The organism is Desulfomicrobium escambiense DSM 10707 (genome assembly GCF_000428825.1).
Taxonomy (GTDB): Bacteria; Desulfobacterota; Desulfovibrionia; order Desulfovibrionales; family Desulfomicrobiaceae; genus Desulfomicrobium; species Desulfomicrobium escambiense.
The window spans coordinates 94,095-109,276 of record NZ_AUAR01000010.1; the positions used below are offsets into that span (position 1 = coordinate 94,095).

The window sequence follows — 15,182 nt, forward strand, 5'->3', positions numbered from 1 at the left end:
AAATACGTCGTCCTCCCAAAATCAGGTTTCAGAGTGAAAAACGTCTGGCCTCTAAACGATTTCGCGTTCCCGGTAAAGCTCCAGATGCCGCTTGAAAACCCAGGTGACCAGCTCGTCGATGCCGTTCTCGGGCTCGATCTTGACCCAGTCGATGGTCTCGCTGCCGTCCGAGGAGCAGCACTCCACGAACTCGTAGCCGAGCATGTACTGGCCGTTGTCCAGGTCCTGCGTCTTGGTGCGCAGGCGCGCGGCCAGGAAGTAGGGGGGGACGGACAGGCCGCCGACGGGTTCGAGCTCCAGGCGCATGAAGAGCACGGGGTGCTTGGACACGAAATCCTCCAGCCCCGCGTAACGCGTCGGGTCGAAGGACAGCTTGATGCCGCCGCCCGAGAGATCCAGCACGTGCATCCCGGCGTGCTCGCCGCGGATGTACGTGGCCAGGGGCGCGGGCCATTTCTGCGGGTCTGGCTCGAAATGAAAGGAACCGTCCTCGGCGGCGGGCCAGACCCGGAAATCCTTGATGTCGCGCGGCGGCAGTTCCAGGCGCAGGTGGCGGCGCTTCTGGCCGAGTTCCACCCTGGGCGGGATTTCGAGCACCAGATGATGGAACTCCCCCTTGCGGTGCACGGCCTTCACCTCGGACACGAAGGTGTAGAAATAGGGTTCCCTGTTTTCGCGCGGGATGCGGAAGTAGCAGGCCATGAGCCTGCCGATCCAGCTGGACGACGGCGTCACGCCCAGCGGCATCTCGAGGGTGACGCCGTCGGGGGCGAGATCGACGAGGGAACAGGAGATGGTCTGGCGGGAGGCGGCGATGGGGTGGAAGCTCGCGTCCACGCGGCTGCGCATGAGCAGGGCCTGTTCGAGGATGGCCGAGATTTCTCGCGGGGCCGTGGTGATCCCGGACCGCTGCCTTCCGCCGTTCGCACCCCCGCGACGCCGCCACAGGGCGTAGCCCAGGAAGGCCGCCGCCACCAGCGCCGCCGTGGTCATGAGGAAGCTGCCCTCCGGCTGGTGCCCGCCGGGTTCCATCGCGTTGGCGGGAAACTGTCGCATCAGGCCGTCTGTCGAGGCCTGGAGAAAGTTGAGGTCGATCATCGTTTCAAGCTCGGTGGAGGTTGTTCCGGACGGCGGTCCGGCTTTTCGCCCATGGACACGTCTTCATCGTCTACATGAAGGTCGGCCGAAGAGAAAGAGGCCATCCGGCCGTCCTCCGGATTCGTCCGCTGTCCGGCATATCAGAGCAGGGAGGGCATGGGGCCGGGGCCTGAAGCGTCCAGCACGCCGCAGCCCAGCAGTTCGTCGAGTTCGGCCAGCAGGGCGTCCCGGTCGCGGGGCAGCCGTCCGGCCATGGGCAGGACGTTCGACCCGTGGTCCGCCCGGAAGACCGTGCGCCGCAGTTCGAGGCCGGCCAGGATGGCGCGCGTCTCGCGCACGGCCTCTTCCTCGGTCAGCTGCCGGAATCGGCCGCTTTCGATGCGCCGTTCAAGGGGTGTGCCCGGCACCGGGACCAGCCGCAGGAACGACAGCAGGTCGGGCTGCATGGCGTTGACGGCCGCGGCGGTCTCCCGCGCGTGGACTGCGGACAGGTCCCGCCCGCCGAGTCCCACGAGCACCATGGCCGACACGGCCAGGCCCGCCTGCCGGGCCCGCTTGCAGCCCCGAACCATGTCCTCGACGCTTCCGGCCTTGGCCATGTTCGCGAGCACCTGCGGGGAGCCGCTTTCCAGACCCAGGTAGAGGGTGTGCAGGCCCGCGCGCTGCAGACCGGCGAGTTCGGCGTCCGTTTTTGCCGCCAGGGCCTGGCCCGAGGCGTAGCAGTTGACGCGGGCCAGGCGCGGAAAGGCGGCACGCAGCCTGTCGAGAATGAAGGCGAGGGTCGGCGCGGACAGGGCCAGGACGTCGCCGTCGGCCAGGAAGACGCGCCGGGCGTCGGGCCGAAGCTTGGCCGCCTGCGCGACGGCCATCTCGATCTCGGCCGTGCCGTGCTCGCGGTAAGGCACGCCCCGGTACATGGCGCAGAAGGCGCAGGAGTTGTGAGGGCAGCCGTCGGCCACGCGGATGAGAACGCTGGCGGCTTCGGCCGGGGGGCGGAACATGGTGTGTCCGGAATTCGTCATGGCGTCGTCCGGGCCGTGCGGCCGCGGCAACGGCGGCGCATGGCCATTTTCGGGGATTGATCCCGGTGGGACGCTGGAAGTCGCCGCCCTGCCGGCAGGCCAGTGCTAGCGGTTCGCACGTGTGTTGACAAGGTCCGGCCGGCGCGCCTTCTCCTGCTTTTGCCAACCCGCCCCGGTGCTGGTATGGCTGACCGTCATGAAACACGGCATGCGCTTCGGCGACTTTCTCGATCTGGAATGGTTTCTGGAACAGGACCGGCTGGCCGACCCCGCCGCGACCTTGCGGCGCGACCGCAGGCTCGGGCTGGAGGCCCAAGAGGCCTCCGTGCCTGCGGAAGGCTTCGGCATGTTCTGGCTGCTCCGCCGCCGCGCCGACTCCGGGACGACGCCGGCGTCGGTTCTGGCCTCGGGACTGAACGTCCTGCGCCTCATCCTGGCCGTGGCCGGACTGGCCGCGGGGGCGTCGCTGGTCAGGGGCCTGCTCGCGTACGCCGGCGCGGAGCCCGTCAACGTCTCGGTCTTCCTGCTTCTGGCCGTCTTCCCGCAGGCGGGGCTCTGTCTGCTGGCCGCGCTGCTTCTTGCGGCCAGGGCCATGGGGCTGGGGCAGTTCCGCATCCCGGCCCGTCCGTTGTTCAGCCTGCTGTGGCGTAGGCAGGGGCGGCTCGGGGCGCAGGCCGGTTTCCTGCGCACCCTTTTTCTGGGGCAGGGCTGGCCGGCGCGCATGCTGGCCTGGCAATGCCTGGGGCTCCTGCACCTGGGCGGGCTGAGCCTGGCCATCGGCTCCTTGGCGGCGCTGCTGGTCGGCGTGACGGTCACGGACCTGGCCTTCGGCTGGCAGTCGACCCTGCAGGTCGGGGCGCAGGGCATGCACGCGCTGGTGTCCCTGTTTGCGCTGCCGTGGTCCTGGCTGCCCGCGCAGTGGGGCCTGACGCCGACCATGGGACAGATCGAGGGCAGCCGCATCGTCCTCAAGGAGGGCATCTCGACCCTGGCCAGCGCGGACCTCGTCGCCTGGTGGCCGTTTCTGGCCATGTGCCTGCTGACCTACGCCCTGCTGCCGCGGCTCGTCCTGCTGGGTTTCACCCGCCGCGCCCTGCGGCGGCTGGAAAGGGGCTTTGCCCACCCCGCCCTGGGGCGCATCGCGGACCGCATGCGTTCACCCCTGGTCGCAACATCGGATTCCTCGGAGGCCGTGTCCAAGGCGCTGCCTCTCCGGACCGCGACGCCCGGAGATGGTGTCGCGCCCGACGGCCAAGCCGGGGCCGACGGCGCCGGATGCGTGTTTCTGCTGCCGCCCGAACTGGAGGGGCGCGTCGCCGGGGAGGACCTGGCCGCCACGGCGCTGCGCGTCGGCGGCGAAGCTCCGGTGCGCATCGTCTCCGCCGCCCTGGAGAGCGGCGACGTGCGGCGGGTTCTGGCCGAGTGCGCCGGACTGGAATGGACCGGCGGCCGTGAACGCTACGTCGTGCTGGTGGAGGCGTGGCAGCCGCCCATCAGGGAGAATCTCCAGGCCCTCGAAATCTTGGGGCGCGACGAGGCGGGAGGGCGCAGCCTGACACTCGTGCTCTGCGGCCGCCCCGCCAAGGGCCGCTGGCTGACCGCGGCGTCCGCGGTGGACCGGGAGGTCTGGTCCGCGGCCGTCGAACGGCTCGCGCCGCTCAGAATCGACATCTTCGGAGCTGAAAGATGAGCGACATGCCGGTATTCGCCGTCATTGGACACCCCAACGAAGGCAAGTCCTCGGTGGTGGCCACCCTCGTCGAGAACGACGCCATCCGCGTGAGCCCAAGGCCCGGGGAAACCGTGGAGGCCAAGGCCTACCCGGTGTCCATCGACGGCCGGGAGGTCATCGCCTTCGTCGACACGCCGGGCTTCCAGAACCCCGTGCAGACCCTGGGCTGGCTGCGCAAGTATTCTGGTTCCGAGTCCGAACTGCTGCCGGCCTTTTTGGCCGAGTTCGCCGACGACCCGGGCATGGCCCACGAATGCGAGCTGCTGACGCCGGTCATCGCAGGCGCAGGCATCATCTACGTTCTCGACGCCTCGCGGCCCATGCGGCAGGTGGACAAGGCCGAGATGGAGATCATGCGCCTGACGGGCCGACCGCGCATGGCCATCCTGAACTGCAAGACGGGCGAGGAGGAATTCCTGGAGGAGTGGAAGGCCGAGCTGCGCAGGCACTTCAACATGGTCCGCGTCTTCAACGCCCTGCGGGCCACCTTCGCCGAACGCCTGCGTCTCCTGGAGAGCCTGCGCGCCCTGGAGCAGGACTGGGAGGGGGCCCTGGGCCGGGTCGTGGACGCCTTCGCCCGCGACTGGAAGCGGCGCAATGCCGAATGCGCGTCTCTGGCCGTGGATTTTCTGCGGCGCGTCCTGACCATGAGCGAGTCTGCCCCCCTGGCCGAGGACGAGGACCGGGCCGACAAGGAGGCCGTGCTGGCCAGGCGGCTGGAGGAGCGCATCCGGGCCGAGGAGGGGCGGCTGCACGACCAGGTCTGCCTGCAGTTCCGCCACGACAGGCGCTCCTTCGCCCTGCCGGAGCAGTCCGTGCTGCGCGAGGACCTTTTTTCGACCACCACCTGGACCGTCTTCGGCCTGAGCAGGACCAGGCTCGTGGCCGCGGCCGTGGCCGCCGGCGGCGCGGCCGGGGCGGCCCTGGACCTGGCCACCCTCGGGCACAGCCTGGGGATTTTCGCCGGCGTGGGCGGCGCGGCCGCGGGGCTGGCCGCGCTGTTCAAGGGGGAAGGGCTGGTCAGGGGGCGGCTCATGGGCCTGGGCATCGGCCGGCGGCGCGTGCAGGTCGGGCCCCTGGGCGCGGTGCAGTGGGTCTACATCCTGCTGGACCGCCTGCTCATGCACTACTGGTACGTGATCCACTGGTCCCACGCCGTGCGCGACAAGGATTTCCTGCCGGTCCCGGCAGACGGCGGCAAGCAGGGCCTGACCGGCACCTGGGATCGCGAGGCCCGGGCCCTGTGCGCGGAGTTCTTCAAGGCGGTCAGGGACGGCGGCACGGACAGGGCCATGGCCCTGGAGGCGGACCTGCGCAGGCTGCTGGAGGGGGAACTGGACCGGATGTCGCGGCTGTAGGCCACGGCGGGCGGGGGCTATCTTCTGTTGGCCGCCCAGAGATGCAATGACATGACGAAGGTCGCGGCGGTCTCGAAGCGCAGGATGCTCGGGCCCAGGCCGACCGGGGTGAAGCCGTGCTCCACGAAGGCGCGGGCCTCCGGGTCCTCCAGTCCGCCCTCGGGGCCCAGGACCGCCACGCAGCCTCGGGGATGGACCAGCGCGTCCGGCTCCACGAGGCGGCTGTCCTCCTTTTCCCAGCACAGCACGTTCGAACCCATGCCTGCAGCGGCCAGGGCAACGTTCCCGGGCCCGGCGAAAGTCCGGATCTCGGGCAGCCAGGCCGTGCCGCACTGCTTGGCCGCGGCGATGAGCTGGCGTTCCCAACCTTCCTTCCCGTCCTCGGGGACCTCACCCTGGGACCTGGCGGCCTGCCAGAACCACACGGCCGCCGCACCGAGTTCCACGGCCTTTTCCAGCAGAAAGCCCCGCCGCAGCCCCTTGGACCAGCCTACGGCCAGGGTCAGGGGAAAGGCCGACGCGGGCGCGGCATGCTCCTCGACGAGGACCAGGCCCGCATCCCGCTTGCCGATCCGTTCGATGCGGAAGATCCCCCATCGTCCGCATCCGTCGAAGAGGCGCACCGTGTCGCCGACCCTGGCGCGCAGCACTCGGGTCAGGTGGCGGGCCTCCTCGCCGTCCAGCACGAAAGGCTCCCGCCACAGGGCGGGAGCCAGATGGAAGGAATTGAGGCGCGGCATCAGCCCAGTTTTCTGCGGGCCGTGCCGGCGGTGAAGAAGGGCATGTCGACGCGGGCGGCCTCAAGGCTGGTCCGCGCGCCCTTGATGGTGAAGGCCGTCTGCTCGGCCATGTCGGCGCGCACGTAGGCCATGGCCACGCAGCAGCCCAGGCTCGGCGCGATGGAGCCGCTGGTGACGATGCCGACCTTGGTCTCGCCGACAAAAACCTCGTCGTAATGGCGGGCGCTGCGGCGTCCCTCGATGCGCAGGCCGATGAGCCTTTCACGCACCGTATCGAGCCCCGCCTTGCCGATGAAGTCGGCCTCGCTCTTGAGCATGGCCCCGTAACCAGCCTCGACGGGCGTGTGCTCGGTGTCCAGGTCCTGTCCGTAGAGGGGCAGGCCCACTTCCAGACGCAGGGTGTCGCGAGCGCCCAGGCCCGCCGGGCGCACGTCTGGGTCTGCCATGAGGTGGTCCCACAGGACCTGCGCCTTGGCCCAGGGCAGGTAGAACTCGTAGCCCAGTTCGCCCGTGTAGCCCGTGCGGCTGACGATGAGCCTGAAGCCGTCGACCTCCGCCTCCCGGAAGCCGAAATAGCCCAGGGTCGCCCAGTCTCCGGGGATGACCCTGGACAGGACGTCGAAGGATGCCGGGCCCTGCAGGTCGATTTTGGCGATGCCGAAGCTCTGGTTGACGAAGGTCAGGTCCTTGGGGAGGAGCGAACCGATCCAGGCGAAGTCAGAGTCGATGCAGGCGCCGTTGACCACGAGCATGTACTTGTCCGTTTCCAGACGGTAGACGATGAGGTCGTCCAGCACGCCGCCCTTCTCGTTCAGAAGGAAGCCGTAGCGGCACTTGCCCGGGGCCAGGCTGGCCAGATTGTGGGTCACGATCCGGGCCAGGGCGTCGGTGGCGCCGTCGCCGGCCAGGAGAAACTCGCCCATGTGGGAGATGTCGAAGATGGAGGCGGCGGCTCGGGTGTGCTTGTGCTCCTCGAGGATGCCCACGTACTGGACCGGCATGTCCCAGCCCGCGAAGGGGACCATCCTGGCGCCGTTGTCCTTGTGCCAGGCGTGAAGGGGGGTGGTCAGCAATTCGGACATAGGTGTATCCCGCTGTTAAAGGATGAGGAAAATCATGTTTCGGCCCTTGTTTTGCGTATGGCCCTCAGTTCGTCAACCAGGGAGACGAGCCTGCGGTAGAGCTTCTTGATGCGCAGGCCGTTTTCCGTGAGTTCCTCGTCCTTTTCCCGGACGTAGGTTCGGATCAGGTAGCGGTCGTTGAGCATGGCTTCGGCGAAGTGGATGGCCTGGTTGATGAGGGGCTCGAAAAAGGTTGCGAACTCGAACTTGAGCTCCGAGATCAGGGCCGTGGCCAGGGTCAGCGCCTCAAGATACGAGATTCTCCTGCCTTTGTGGAGCCGGTCCTTGAGGTCTTCGAGCTGCTTGATCTTGCGGGCCTGCTTGATGAAGCTGTAGGACCCCCAGACCTCCTGGTAGAGGTCACGCAGGTCCTCGAATTCGTCGGTCAGTTCCGGGTCGGCGAGGTAGCCGTCGAGGACGTGCACGATCTCGGCGTAGAATTCGTCGGAGTAGGCGATCATGCGCCGCTGGTGCTTGCAAAGCCACGAGTGCAGGAACTTCAGGCGGTTCGCGTGGCTCTCGGTGTTTTCCACGAGTTCGTTGCGCTTGTACACGGCCGTGCCGACGAACTCGCCGCGCACGATGTCGTTGAGCTTGAGGCTCATGGTGTAGGTGTCCTTGACCAGGTTGACCGACGTGCAGACGCGGCCGGTCAGGGGGTGCACGATCTCCTGCCGCAGCACGGACAGGGCGCGGTCCTGGCGGACGTTGTTGGGGTCGAACTTGTGCTGGCTGTAGACCACGCGCAGGATGACCGCCCGTTTCCTGCGGTCCAGGAAAAAGCCCTCGCTTTCGAGGAAATCGAGGGTCTCCGCGGCCTTGGTCTCGACCGGCACCAGGGCGACCTTTTCCACCTGCGGGTAGGGCTGCCCCGGTTCCGTACTGTAGATGGAGGTCAGGGTGCGGTCCGACTGGCCCAGGGCCTTGATCAGGAAGCGCTCGCCCATCTTGTGCAGGCGCCGGGCGAAGATGGCGGCCGAGGTCTTGCGCTCCGAGGAGATGGGGTAGCCGTACAGCTCCATCAGGAACTGGTACACGAACTCGCGGTTGCGTTCGTACAGGACGTTGTCGTCGGGACGGAACTTGCGCGCCTTGAGCCCGAATCGCTTGAGTTCCGTGTCCAGGTCCGAGGGCAGGGACGCGTAGATTCCGGAAAGGTAGAACTGCCCTTCCCGGTCCAGGGACATGACATGGGCGCGGTCCATGCGCGAGAGGTAGCCGACGAGCAGGCTGTAGCTGGCGATGTCCGAGATCTGGCGGTCCTGGGTGTCGGCTTGGAACTGTTCGCGCAGTTCACGCGGCAGATGGTCCAGGAAGGCGTCCAGGTTGCTGCCGTGCAGAGGGCTTTCCAGGACGCAGGTGTCACCTGTCGCCCGAAGGTCGGGGTCGCGGCAGGTGTGCAGGAGGTCGAACTGGAAGACCTCGTTGAAATAGTCCAGGGGGCGCTCGAAGGCGACCATGGAGAAACCCGGAAGCTCGGGGTATTCCGTCAGGTTCGGTTCGAAGGAGGGGAGCAGGTCGCGTGCGTAGACGAGGGGATAGTTGCGTTGTTCGGCATACGGTTTGAGCAGGCAGTGCCGGATGTGAACGTAATCAAGAAAAGTCCGCAGTTCACCCAGGCTGCGTAGGGGTGCTTTCGGCAGCAACTGTCCGTTCTTCAGGGCGGCCAGGGACGGAATTTTCGAGAAGGCTTTGAACCAGGACATGCGGACGGCCAACTATCCCATTGTGTTTGTTACCGTTGTGTGTAGACTGTGTGGCATGTTTTGCCCTGTCCGTAAACTGGATTTTCCAGATGATCCGACCCGTGCCGGCATGGTTGCCGCCGGTCACGTTTCCCTCTATGTCCGTCTGACCGGACTCGCGTCCGGCTCCGTCCCGGAACGCAGCAAGAGCGCACGCATCACATGACCACGACAAAATATCCGTCCCTGAACAGGCTGCTGGAAAGCATCGGAAGCGTCTTCGACGCCTATTCCGTGGTGCTGTTCTGCCGCAACCCCGAAGGCCGCTTCGACCTGAGCGCGTCCTTCAGCCTGGGGGATTCCATCCGCAAGGACTTGTGCATCGACCCGGGGTACGGCCTCGTCGGCTGGATCCTGAAGAACAACGCGCCCCTGTCCGTGGAGAAGTTCGACGAGAAGAACACGTTCCTGGGCTATTACGGCTCGGAGCAGGAAGAACAGATCAAGGTCTTCGTGGGCTGCCCCCTGCCCGGGGGCTTGGGCGCCCTGTGCATGGACAGCAAGAAGACCTACGCCTTCACCTCCAAGGACCAGCGCGTGCTGTCGCTGTTCGCCGGGGTGGTCGCGGCCATCGTCGACGACGTGGGCGCGGCCGGGGTGTCCAGCCGCGAGCAGGCCCTCTACGGCATCCTGCAGCAGGTCTACGCCCTGCGCGAGCAGCACCCTCGGTGGTCGGACTTTCTGAACCGCTACCTGGCCCTGCTGGCCGGGGCCTGCGGCTACGAGTACTCCTTTCTCGTGGTCAGCGACGAGTGGGGCGACAACTATCTGCTCGAAGGCAGCAATAAGCCCTTCATGCCCGACAACGTGGCCGCCCGGCAGACCTTCAGCACGGGCAGCGGTCTTCTGGGCTGGGTCTTCAAGAAGAACCGGTCGATCTTTTTCGGCGACGGCAAGAGCGAGTTGGGGCGCACCCCGCTTTTCGGGCGCGACGTCCCGGGCCCGGCCCTGAACACGCTGCTGGCCCTGCCCCTGAAGGTGCACCGGCGCTGCCGCGGCGTGCTGGTCTTCGGCGACCGCGAGTGCCGCGTCATCGACGAGGAAATCCGCGCCTTCGCCAGGATGGCGGCCGACTACCTGGCGCTTTTCCTGGAGAACCTGTATTTGAAGAACAAGGTCAAGCAGCTCGCCCCGCCGATCCTGGCGGAATTCGACGAGCCCTCCGAATCCGACAACCCCGACTCACATCCGTAAGCAGGTAGGGCCTTCATGTTTTTCAGCAAGCTTTTCGGCTTTCTCGGCAAGAATCTGGCCATGGACCTCGGCACTGCCAACACGCTTCTCTACTCCCCCAAGGACGGCATCGTGCTCAACGAGCCCTCGGTGGTGGCACTCGACGTGCGCAACGACTCCATCCTGGCCGTGGGCCGCGAGGCCAAGGAATACCTCGGCCGCACCCCGGACCGCATCAGGGCCGTGCGCCCCTTGAAGGACGGCGTCATCGCCGACTTCGAGGTGACCAAGGCCATGATCTCCTATTTCGTGCGCAAGGTCATCACGGGCATGCGCATCGTCAAGCCGCGCATGGTCATCTGCGTGCCCGCGGGCATCACCCAGGTCGAGAAGCGGGCCGTGGTCGAGTCGGCCCTGCAGGCTGGCGCGCGCGAGGTCAAGCTCATCGAGGAGCCCATGGCCGCGGCCATCGGCGCCGGGCTGCCCATCCACGAGCCGCGCGGCAACATGGTCGTGGACATCGGCGGCGGCACCACGGAGGTGGCGGTCATCTCCCTTTCGGCCGTGGCCTATTCCGAGTCCGTGCGCATCGCCGGCGACGAGCTCAACGACGCCATCCAGCGCTACGTGCAGGACGAGTTCCAGCTCCTGATCGGCGAGAACATGGCCGAGGCGGCCAAGATCCAGATCGCCTCCGCCGTGCCCCTGGCCGAGCCCCTGCAGTACCGCGTGGCCGGCAAGAATCTCGTGGACGGCAACCCCAAGTCCGTGGTCCTGACCGACTCCCATGTGCGCGAGGCCATCAAGGAGCCCGTGGCGGCCATCGTCGCCGCCGTGCGCCGGGCCTTGGAGAAGACGCCGCCCGAACTGGTGGCCGACATCGCCACCAACGGCCTCCTGCTGGCCGGCGGCGGGGCGCTCCTCAAGGGTCTGGACAAGCTCATCACGCAGCAGAGCGCCCTCATGGTGCACATCGACGACGACCCGCTGACCACGGTGGTGCGCGGCACGGGCCGTTCCCTGGAGGACGAGGCGACCTTCTCCAAGGTCTATATCAACTAGGCGCGTTCGTGAGGCGGGTCCGCCAGACCGTCAGCAGGTCCGGCGAGAGCTGTTCGGGGAAGGAGGAGACCAGGGCGTCGAGTTCGTCCCGGTCCACGAAGAGGAAGGAGAGGTCCCCGGCGAGGGCCTGGACGGCCTTGTCCGGCAGTTCGGCCTCGAAGACCTCGACGATCTCGGCCCCCGTGCCGGCGCCCGCGTTCAGCGTGCGCACGTGCCGCAGGCTGTCCCCCAGATCGGCCGCAGCCGCGGGCAGACGGTTCTGCGCCGCCTCCTCGGCCGCCTCCTCGGCGCCGATATGGCCGCTCCCGGCCACGTCCCAGCGCCCGGGATGCAGGGAGTGGTCGGCTGGCAGCCTGCGCAGGGCGAGGCGTCCGCGGCGGTCCGTGAGCAGCAGCAGGACGCCGCGGTGCGAGAGTCCCTGCGCATGGACCTCCTCGGGGGACATGACGGCCAGGGGGCGGTTCTCGGCATCCACCACATAAATCCTGTCCGGACTCGATTCCGTCGACATGGGCACCCGCACTTTTTTTCAGGATTGAACACAATGCACGAATCCGGCCTGCACACCCGCCTGCTCGGGCCCGAAGACGCCCGGGCCCTGGCCGGCCTGGAAGCCTCCGTCTTCGACGACCCCTGGGACGCCGGGCGGTTCGAAACCCTCCTGGGGCAGGACCGCTTCTTCGCGGTCGGGGTGTTCGAAGGCCCGCGCATGGTCGCCTATCTGACCGCCTACATCGTGGCGGGCGAACTGGAAATAGTCAACGTCGCCGTGGACGGCGCCCGCCGCGGGCAGGGCATCGGCGGGGCGCTGCTGCGGTACTGCCTGGAGCGGGCGCGTCTTCTGGGCGCGCAGCGCGCGGTGCTGGAGGTGCGCAGCGGCAACGCGGCGGCCCGGGCCCTTTACAAAAGCTGCGGTTTCACGCAGGCCGGGCTGCGCAAGGGCTACTACGCCGACAGCGGCGAGGACGCCCTGGTGCTGGAGTGGCCGGCCCCGCACGATTCCTGAGGCGCTTGGTCGGCGTGCAACGAATGAAACACATCCAAGGAGAAACCATCATGATAGTCATGGAAACGTCCATGGGGACGATGAAGATCGAACTGTTCGAGGACAAGGCCCCCATCACCTGCGAAAACTTCCTGAACTACGTGCGCGACGGGTTCTACGACGGGACCATCTTCCACCGCGTCATCCCGAACTTCGTCCTGCAGGGCGGCGGCATGACCGAGGGCATGCGCGAGAAGCAGACTGGAAAGCCCATCAAGAACGAAGCCGACAACGGCCTGAAGAACTTGCGCGGCAGCCTGTCCATGGCCCGCACCCAGGTCGTCGACAGCGCGACCTCCCAGTTCTTCATCAACCTGCGCGACAACGCCTTCCTGGACCACGGCGCGCGCGACTTCGGGTATGCCGTGTTCGCCCGCGTGACCGAGGGGCTGGAGGTCATGGACGCCATCGCCGCCGTGGCGACGGGCAACCACGGTTTTCACCAGGACGTGCCCAAGGAACCGGTCCTCATCACCCGCGTGTATATAGAGGAATAGGCCGTGGTGCGGCTGCGGACCGCCTTCCCCTTTTCCAGCGGCCACGTGCAGACGCTTTTCCCGCACGTTTTCCGGGTCCGGGCGCGGGTGCCGTACGAGCGCCAGCGCCTGGAGACGTCGGACGGGGATTTCGTCGATCTGGACTGGTCGCGGACGGGGTCGGACCGGCTGGCGCTCGTCCTGCACGGCCTGGAAGGGCATTCGCGCAGCAAGTACGTGCTCGGCATGGCCAGGGCCGCCAGGCATCACGGCCTGGATGTCCTGGCCATGAACCACCGCAGCTGCGGCGGCGAGCTCAACCGCAAGCCGACCATGTACCATTCGGGATGGACCCGGGACCTGCATGAGGTCCTGCTTATGGTCGAGTCCCTGGGGCGCTACCGCAGCGTCGACCTGGTGGGCTTCAGCCTCGGCGCTAACGTCGTGCTCAAGTACCTGGGCGAGGACCCGGCGCAGGTCCCGGGTATCGTGCGCCGGGCGGTGGCCCTGTCCGTGCCGTGCGACCTGGAGGACGCGGCCGGGGCCCTGGAGCGCCCGGAATGCGCCATCTACATGCGCTACCTGCTTGACCTGCTGCGAAAGAAGATTATCCGGAAGAGTCGGGTCTTTCCCGGCGTGTTCGACCTGACGGACATGCACAGGCTGCGGACCTTCCGCCAGTTCGACGACAGGTTCACGGCGCCCATGCACGGGTTTCGGGACGCCCTCGATTACTGGCGGCGTTCCAGCTCCAGGCAGTTCCTGGGCAACATCGAGCACAGGACGTGCCTCATCAACGCCGCCAACGACCCCTTCCTGGGTCCGCGCTGCTTTCCCGTGGACGAGGTCCGCGACAGTCAGACCGTGTCCATGGTCATGCCGCAGACCGGCGGGCATGTCGGTTTCGTGGGCTCGGGAAATCCTGGGTGGATGTACTGGTCGGAGTGGATTGCCATGCGCTTTGTGCAGTACCCGGATTGTCCTGATGTGCAAAATTGCGTCGTCCGTTGACGCGCTGAGACGAATTTGTGCACCATTGTGCGCATTCGTGCGCATCGGCTGATGCGCTGCAGTGTGCGGCCGGGCAATGGAGAAGATGGCACGCCCTATGCTTTCGCCTTCACCTCGTAGCAACGGAGGTATCTCATGAAATACGCGATTCGTTCCCTGGCATTGCTTTGCCTGTTCCTGGCGTCGGCCGCCACGGCCGCCCAACTACCGGACTTCACGGATCTGGCCGAGACATCGGGCCGGGCCGTGGTCAACATCAGCACGGTCAAGGTGGTCAAGGGACAGCCGAACATGCAGCAGTTTTTCCGGCAGACCCCGCGCGGCCAGCACCCCTTCGGCGACTTTTTCGACCAGTTCGAGCGCTTTTTCGGCGAGCAGGGGCGGGTGCCCCGCGAGCAGCGCTCCCTGGGTTCGGGCTTCGTCATGTCTGCCGACGGGTACATAGTGACCAACAACCACGTCGTTGAGGGCGCCGATTCCATTAAGGTCAACCTGCGCGCCGACGGCAACGGCGAGGTTTCCTACGACGCCGAGGTCGTAGGCACGGACAAGGAGACGGACCTGGCCCTGCTCAAGATCGCGCCCAAGGGCTCCCTGCCGTACCTGACCTTCGGCGATTCCGACGTCCTCAAGGTCGGCCAGTGGGTCATGGCCATAGGCAACCCCTTCGGCCTGGACCACACCGTCACGGCCGGCATCGTCAGCGCCAAGGGACGGACCATCGGCGCCGGACCCTACGACAATTTCATCCAGACCGACGCGTCCATCAACCCCGGCAACAGCGGCGGGCCGCTCATTAACCTCGACGGCCAAGTCATCGGCATCAACACGGCCATCATCGCCTCGGGGCAGGGCATCGGTTTCGCCATCCCCAGCAGCCTGGCCCGGCAGGTCATCGACCAGCTCAAGGAATACAAGACCGTCAAGCGCGGCTGGCTCGGCGTGTCCATCCAGGACGTGGACGCCAACTCCGCCAAGGCCCTGGGCCTGAAGGACGCCAAGGGCGCTCTCGTTTCCTCCGTCACCCCCGGCGACCCGGCCGACAAGGCGGGAATCAGGGCAGGCGACGTCATCACGGCCGTTGACGGGGTCGAGGTGGCCGATGCCGGCGACCTGACCCGCAAGATCGGCGACCTGCTGCCCGGCGCCAAGGTCGGCGTGACCGTGTGGCGCGACGGCAAGACCGTGAAACTGACCCTGGTCCTTGGCGAGCGCAACGCCGAGAAGGTGGCCCAGGCCAGCCCGGGCGGCTCCCCCGAAGCTCCCGGCGAGGCCGTGCTGGGTCTGAGCGTGCGGCCGGTGACCGAAGCCGAAGCGGGGGCCCTGGATCTCGATCGCGCCATGGGCCTGCTGGTGGTCGAGGTGGCGGAAGGTTCTCCCGCTGCCCAGAGCGGCCTCGCCCCCGGCGACGTCGTCCTCGAGGCCAACGGGAAGCCCGTGAACACCACCAAGGCCCTGCAGGATGTCATCGCCGGCGACGCCAAGGGCAAGGGCGTGGTCATGCTCCTTCTCAAGCGCCAGGGACGCAACGTGTTCCGGACCATCCCGTTGTCATGACGGCACAAAGCGCCCGTAAGGGCGCTTTGTCGCGAGGACGGA

At 67.1% G+C, this 15,182-nt stretch carries 14 protein-coding genes; 8 read left to right on the forward strand and 6 right to left on the reverse strand.

Translation table 11 applies throughout. The features are described 5' to 3' along the window. Positions 1 to 51: 51 nt before the first annotated feature. The gene (locus tag G394_RS0110725) at positions 52 to 1,056 is read right to left on the reverse strand and encodes a PilZ domain-containing protein (protein WP_156902572.1); all 1,005 of its coding nucleotides are present in this window, start codon (positions 1,054 to 1,056) and stop codon (positions 52 to 54) included. 182 nt (positions 1,057 to 1,238) lie between these two features. Beyond that, on the reverse strand, positions 1,239 to 2,120 hold the full coding sequence (locus G394_RS18835; RefSeq protein ID WP_051307115.1) for a radical SAM protein: 882 nt from the start codon (positions 2,118 to 2,120) through the stop codon (positions 1,239 to 1,241). Between the two features lie 196 nt (positions 2,121 to 2,316). Here G394_RS18835 and G394_RS20230 point away from each other — a divergent pair, with 196 nt between their 5' ends. Both G394_RS20230 and G394_RS18845 read left to right on the forward strand, forming a co-directional pair. Next, positions 2,317 to 3,810: a DUF2868 domain-containing protein gene (locus G394_RS20230; RefSeq protein WP_156902574.1), complete on the forward strand. Its 1,494-nt coding sequence runs from the start codon at positions 2,317 to 2,319 to the stop codon at positions 3,808 to 3,810. After that, positions 3,807 to 5,210: a GTPase/DUF3482 domain-containing protein gene (locus G394_RS18845; protein WP_043775523.1), complete on the forward strand. Its 1,404-nt coding sequence runs from the start codon at positions 3,807 to 3,809 to the stop codon at positions 5,208 to 5,210. The genes G394_RS20230 and G394_RS18845 overlap by 4 nt, the downstream gene beginning before the upstream one ends. Before the next feature lie 17 nt (positions 5,211 to 5,227). Here G394_RS18845 and G394_RS0110745 read toward each other — a convergent pair whose 3' ends face one another. The 3 genes from G394_RS0110745 to G394_RS0110755 are packed head-to-tail and all read right to left on the reverse strand — an operon-like array spanning position 5,228 to position 8,777. Beyond that, the gene (locus G394_RS0110745; protein WP_028577655.1) at positions 5,228 to 5,950 is read right to left on the reverse strand and encodes a 16S rRNA (uracil(1498)-N(3))-methyltransferase; all 723 of its coding nucleotides are present in this window, start codon (positions 5,948 to 5,950) and stop codon (positions 5,228 to 5,230) included. After that, positions 5,950 to 7,032, reverse strand: coding sequence for a glycine cleavage system aminomethyltransferase GcvT (gene gcvT / locus G394_RS0110750; protein WP_028577656.1), 1,083 nt, complete (start codon positions 7,030 to 7,032; stop codon positions 5,950 to 5,952). The genes G394_RS0110745 and gcvT overlap by 1 nt, the downstream gene beginning before the upstream one ends. Positions 7,033 to 7,064: 32 nt before the next feature. Then, positions 7,065 to 8,777 (reverse strand): hypothetical protein, encoded by a 1,713-nt coding sequence (locus G394_RS0110755; protein ID WP_028577657.1) that lies wholly within the window; start codon positions 8,775 to 8,777, stop codon positions 7,065 to 7,067. 201 nt (positions 8,778 to 8,978) lie between these two features. On the opposite strand from G394_RS0110755, the gene G394_RS18850 reads away from it, so the two are divergent. Both G394_RS18850 and mreB read left to right on the forward strand, forming a co-directional pair. Continuing rightward, on the forward strand, positions 8,979 to 10,010 hold the full coding sequence (locus tag G394_RS18850; protein ID WP_043775525.1) for a GAF domain-containing protein: 1,032 nt from the start codon (positions 8,979 to 8,981) through the stop codon (positions 10,008 to 10,010). A 15-nt stretch (positions 10,011 to 10,025) separates the two neighbouring features. Next, positions 10,026 to 11,051 (forward strand): rod shape-determining protein, encoded by a 1,026-nt coding sequence (gene mreB / locus G394_RS0110765; protein ID WP_028577658.1) that lies wholly within the window; start codon positions 10,026 to 10,028, stop codon positions 11,049 to 11,051. On the opposite strand, the gene G394_RS21400 is transcribed toward mreB, so the two are convergent. Next, positions 11,044 to 11,562 carry an NUDIX hydrolase gene (locus G394_RS21400; protein ID WP_169725554.1) on the reverse strand — a complete coding sequence of 173 codons (519 nt, stop codon included), beginning with the start codon at positions 11,560 to 11,562 and terminating at the stop codon, positions 11,044 to 11,046. The two genes, mreB and G394_RS21400, sit on opposite strands and share 8 nt — an antisense overlap. Positions 11,563 to 11,595: 33 nt before the next feature. Here G394_RS21400 and rimI point away from each other — a divergent pair, with 33 nt between their 5' ends. From rimI to G394_RS0110790, 4 genes are all read left to right on the forward strand, one after another. Then, on the forward strand, positions 11,596 to 12,057 hold the full coding sequence (gene rimI, locus G394_RS21405; RefSeq protein WP_028577660.1) for a ribosomal protein S18-alanine N-acetyltransferase: 462 nt from the start codon (positions 11,596 to 11,598) through the stop codon (positions 12,055 to 12,057). A gap of 50 nt (positions 12,058 to 12,107) precedes the next feature. Next, entirely contained in the window at positions 12,108 to 12,593 is a 486-nt protein-coding gene (locus G394_RS0110780; RefSeq protein WP_028577661.1) for a peptidylprolyl isomerase, read from the forward strand. Positions 12,594 to 12,596: 3 nt separating this feature from the next. Further along, positions 12,597 to 13,583 (forward strand): YheT family hydrolase, encoded by a 987-nt coding sequence (locus G394_RS18855; protein WP_043775529.1) that lies wholly within the window; start codon positions 12,597 to 12,599, stop codon positions 13,581 to 13,583. A gap of 135 nt (positions 13,584 to 13,718) precedes the next feature. Beyond that, the gene (locus G394_RS0110790; RefSeq protein WP_028577662.1) at positions 13,719 to 15,140 is read left to right on the forward strand and encodes a DegQ family serine endoprotease; all 1,422 of its coding nucleotides are present in this window, start codon (positions 13,719 to 13,721) and stop codon (positions 15,138 to 15,140) included. Positions 15,141 to 15,182: the final 42 nt, after the last annotated feature.

Excerpts from the sequence above, each read along its gene's own strand:
- G394_RS0110725 (WP_156902572.1), bottom strand. The coding sequence starts at position 1,056 with ATGCGACAGTTTCCCGCCAACGCGATGGAACCCGGCGGGCACCAGCCG.
- G394_RS18835 (WP_051307115.1), bottom strand. The coding sequence starts at position 2,120 with ATGACGAATTCCGGACACACCATGTTCCGCCCCCCGGCCGAAGCCGCC.
- G394_RS20230 (WP_156902574.1), top strand. The coding sequence starts at position 2,317 with ATGAAACACGGCATGCGCTTCGGCGACTTTCTCGATCTGGAATGGTTT.
- G394_RS18845 (WP_043775523.1), top strand. The coding sequence starts at position 3,807 with ATGAGCGACATGCCGGTATTCGCCGTCATTGGACACCCCAACGAAGGC.
- G394_RS0110745 (WP_028577655.1), bottom strand. The coding sequence starts at position 5,950 with ATGCCGCGCCTCAATTCCTTCCATCTGGCTCCCGCCCTGTGGCGGGAG.
- gcvT (WP_028577656.1), bottom strand. The coding sequence starts at position 7,032 with ATGTCCGAATTGCTGACCACCCCCCTTCACGCCTGGCACAAGGACAAC.
- G394_RS0110755 (WP_028577657.1), bottom strand. The coding sequence starts at position 8,777 with ATGTCCTGGTTCAAAGCCTTCTCGAAAATTCCGTCCCTGGCCGCCCTG.
- G394_RS18850 (WP_043775525.1), top strand. The coding sequence starts at position 8,979 with ATGACCACGACAAAATATCCGTCCCTGAACAGGCTGCTGGAAAGCATC.
- mreB (WP_028577658.1), top strand. The coding sequence starts at position 10,026 with ATGTTTTTCAGCAAGCTTTTCGGCTTTCTCGGCAAGAATCTGGCCATG.
- G394_RS21400 (WP_169725554.1), bottom strand. The coding sequence starts at position 11,562 with ATGTCGACGGAATCGAGTCCGGACAGGATTTATGTGGTGGATGCCGAG.
- rimI (WP_028577660.1), top strand. The coding sequence starts at position 11,596 with ATGCACGAATCCGGCCTGCACACCCGCCTGCTCGGGCCCGAAGACGCC.
- G394_RS0110780 (WP_028577661.1), top strand. The coding sequence starts at position 12,108 with ATGATAGTCATGGAAACGTCCATGGGGACGATGAAGATCGAACTGTTC.
- G394_RS0110790 (WP_028577662.1), top strand. The coding sequence starts at position 13,719 with ATGAAATACGCGATTCGTTCCCTGGCATTGCTTTGCCTGTTCCTGGCG.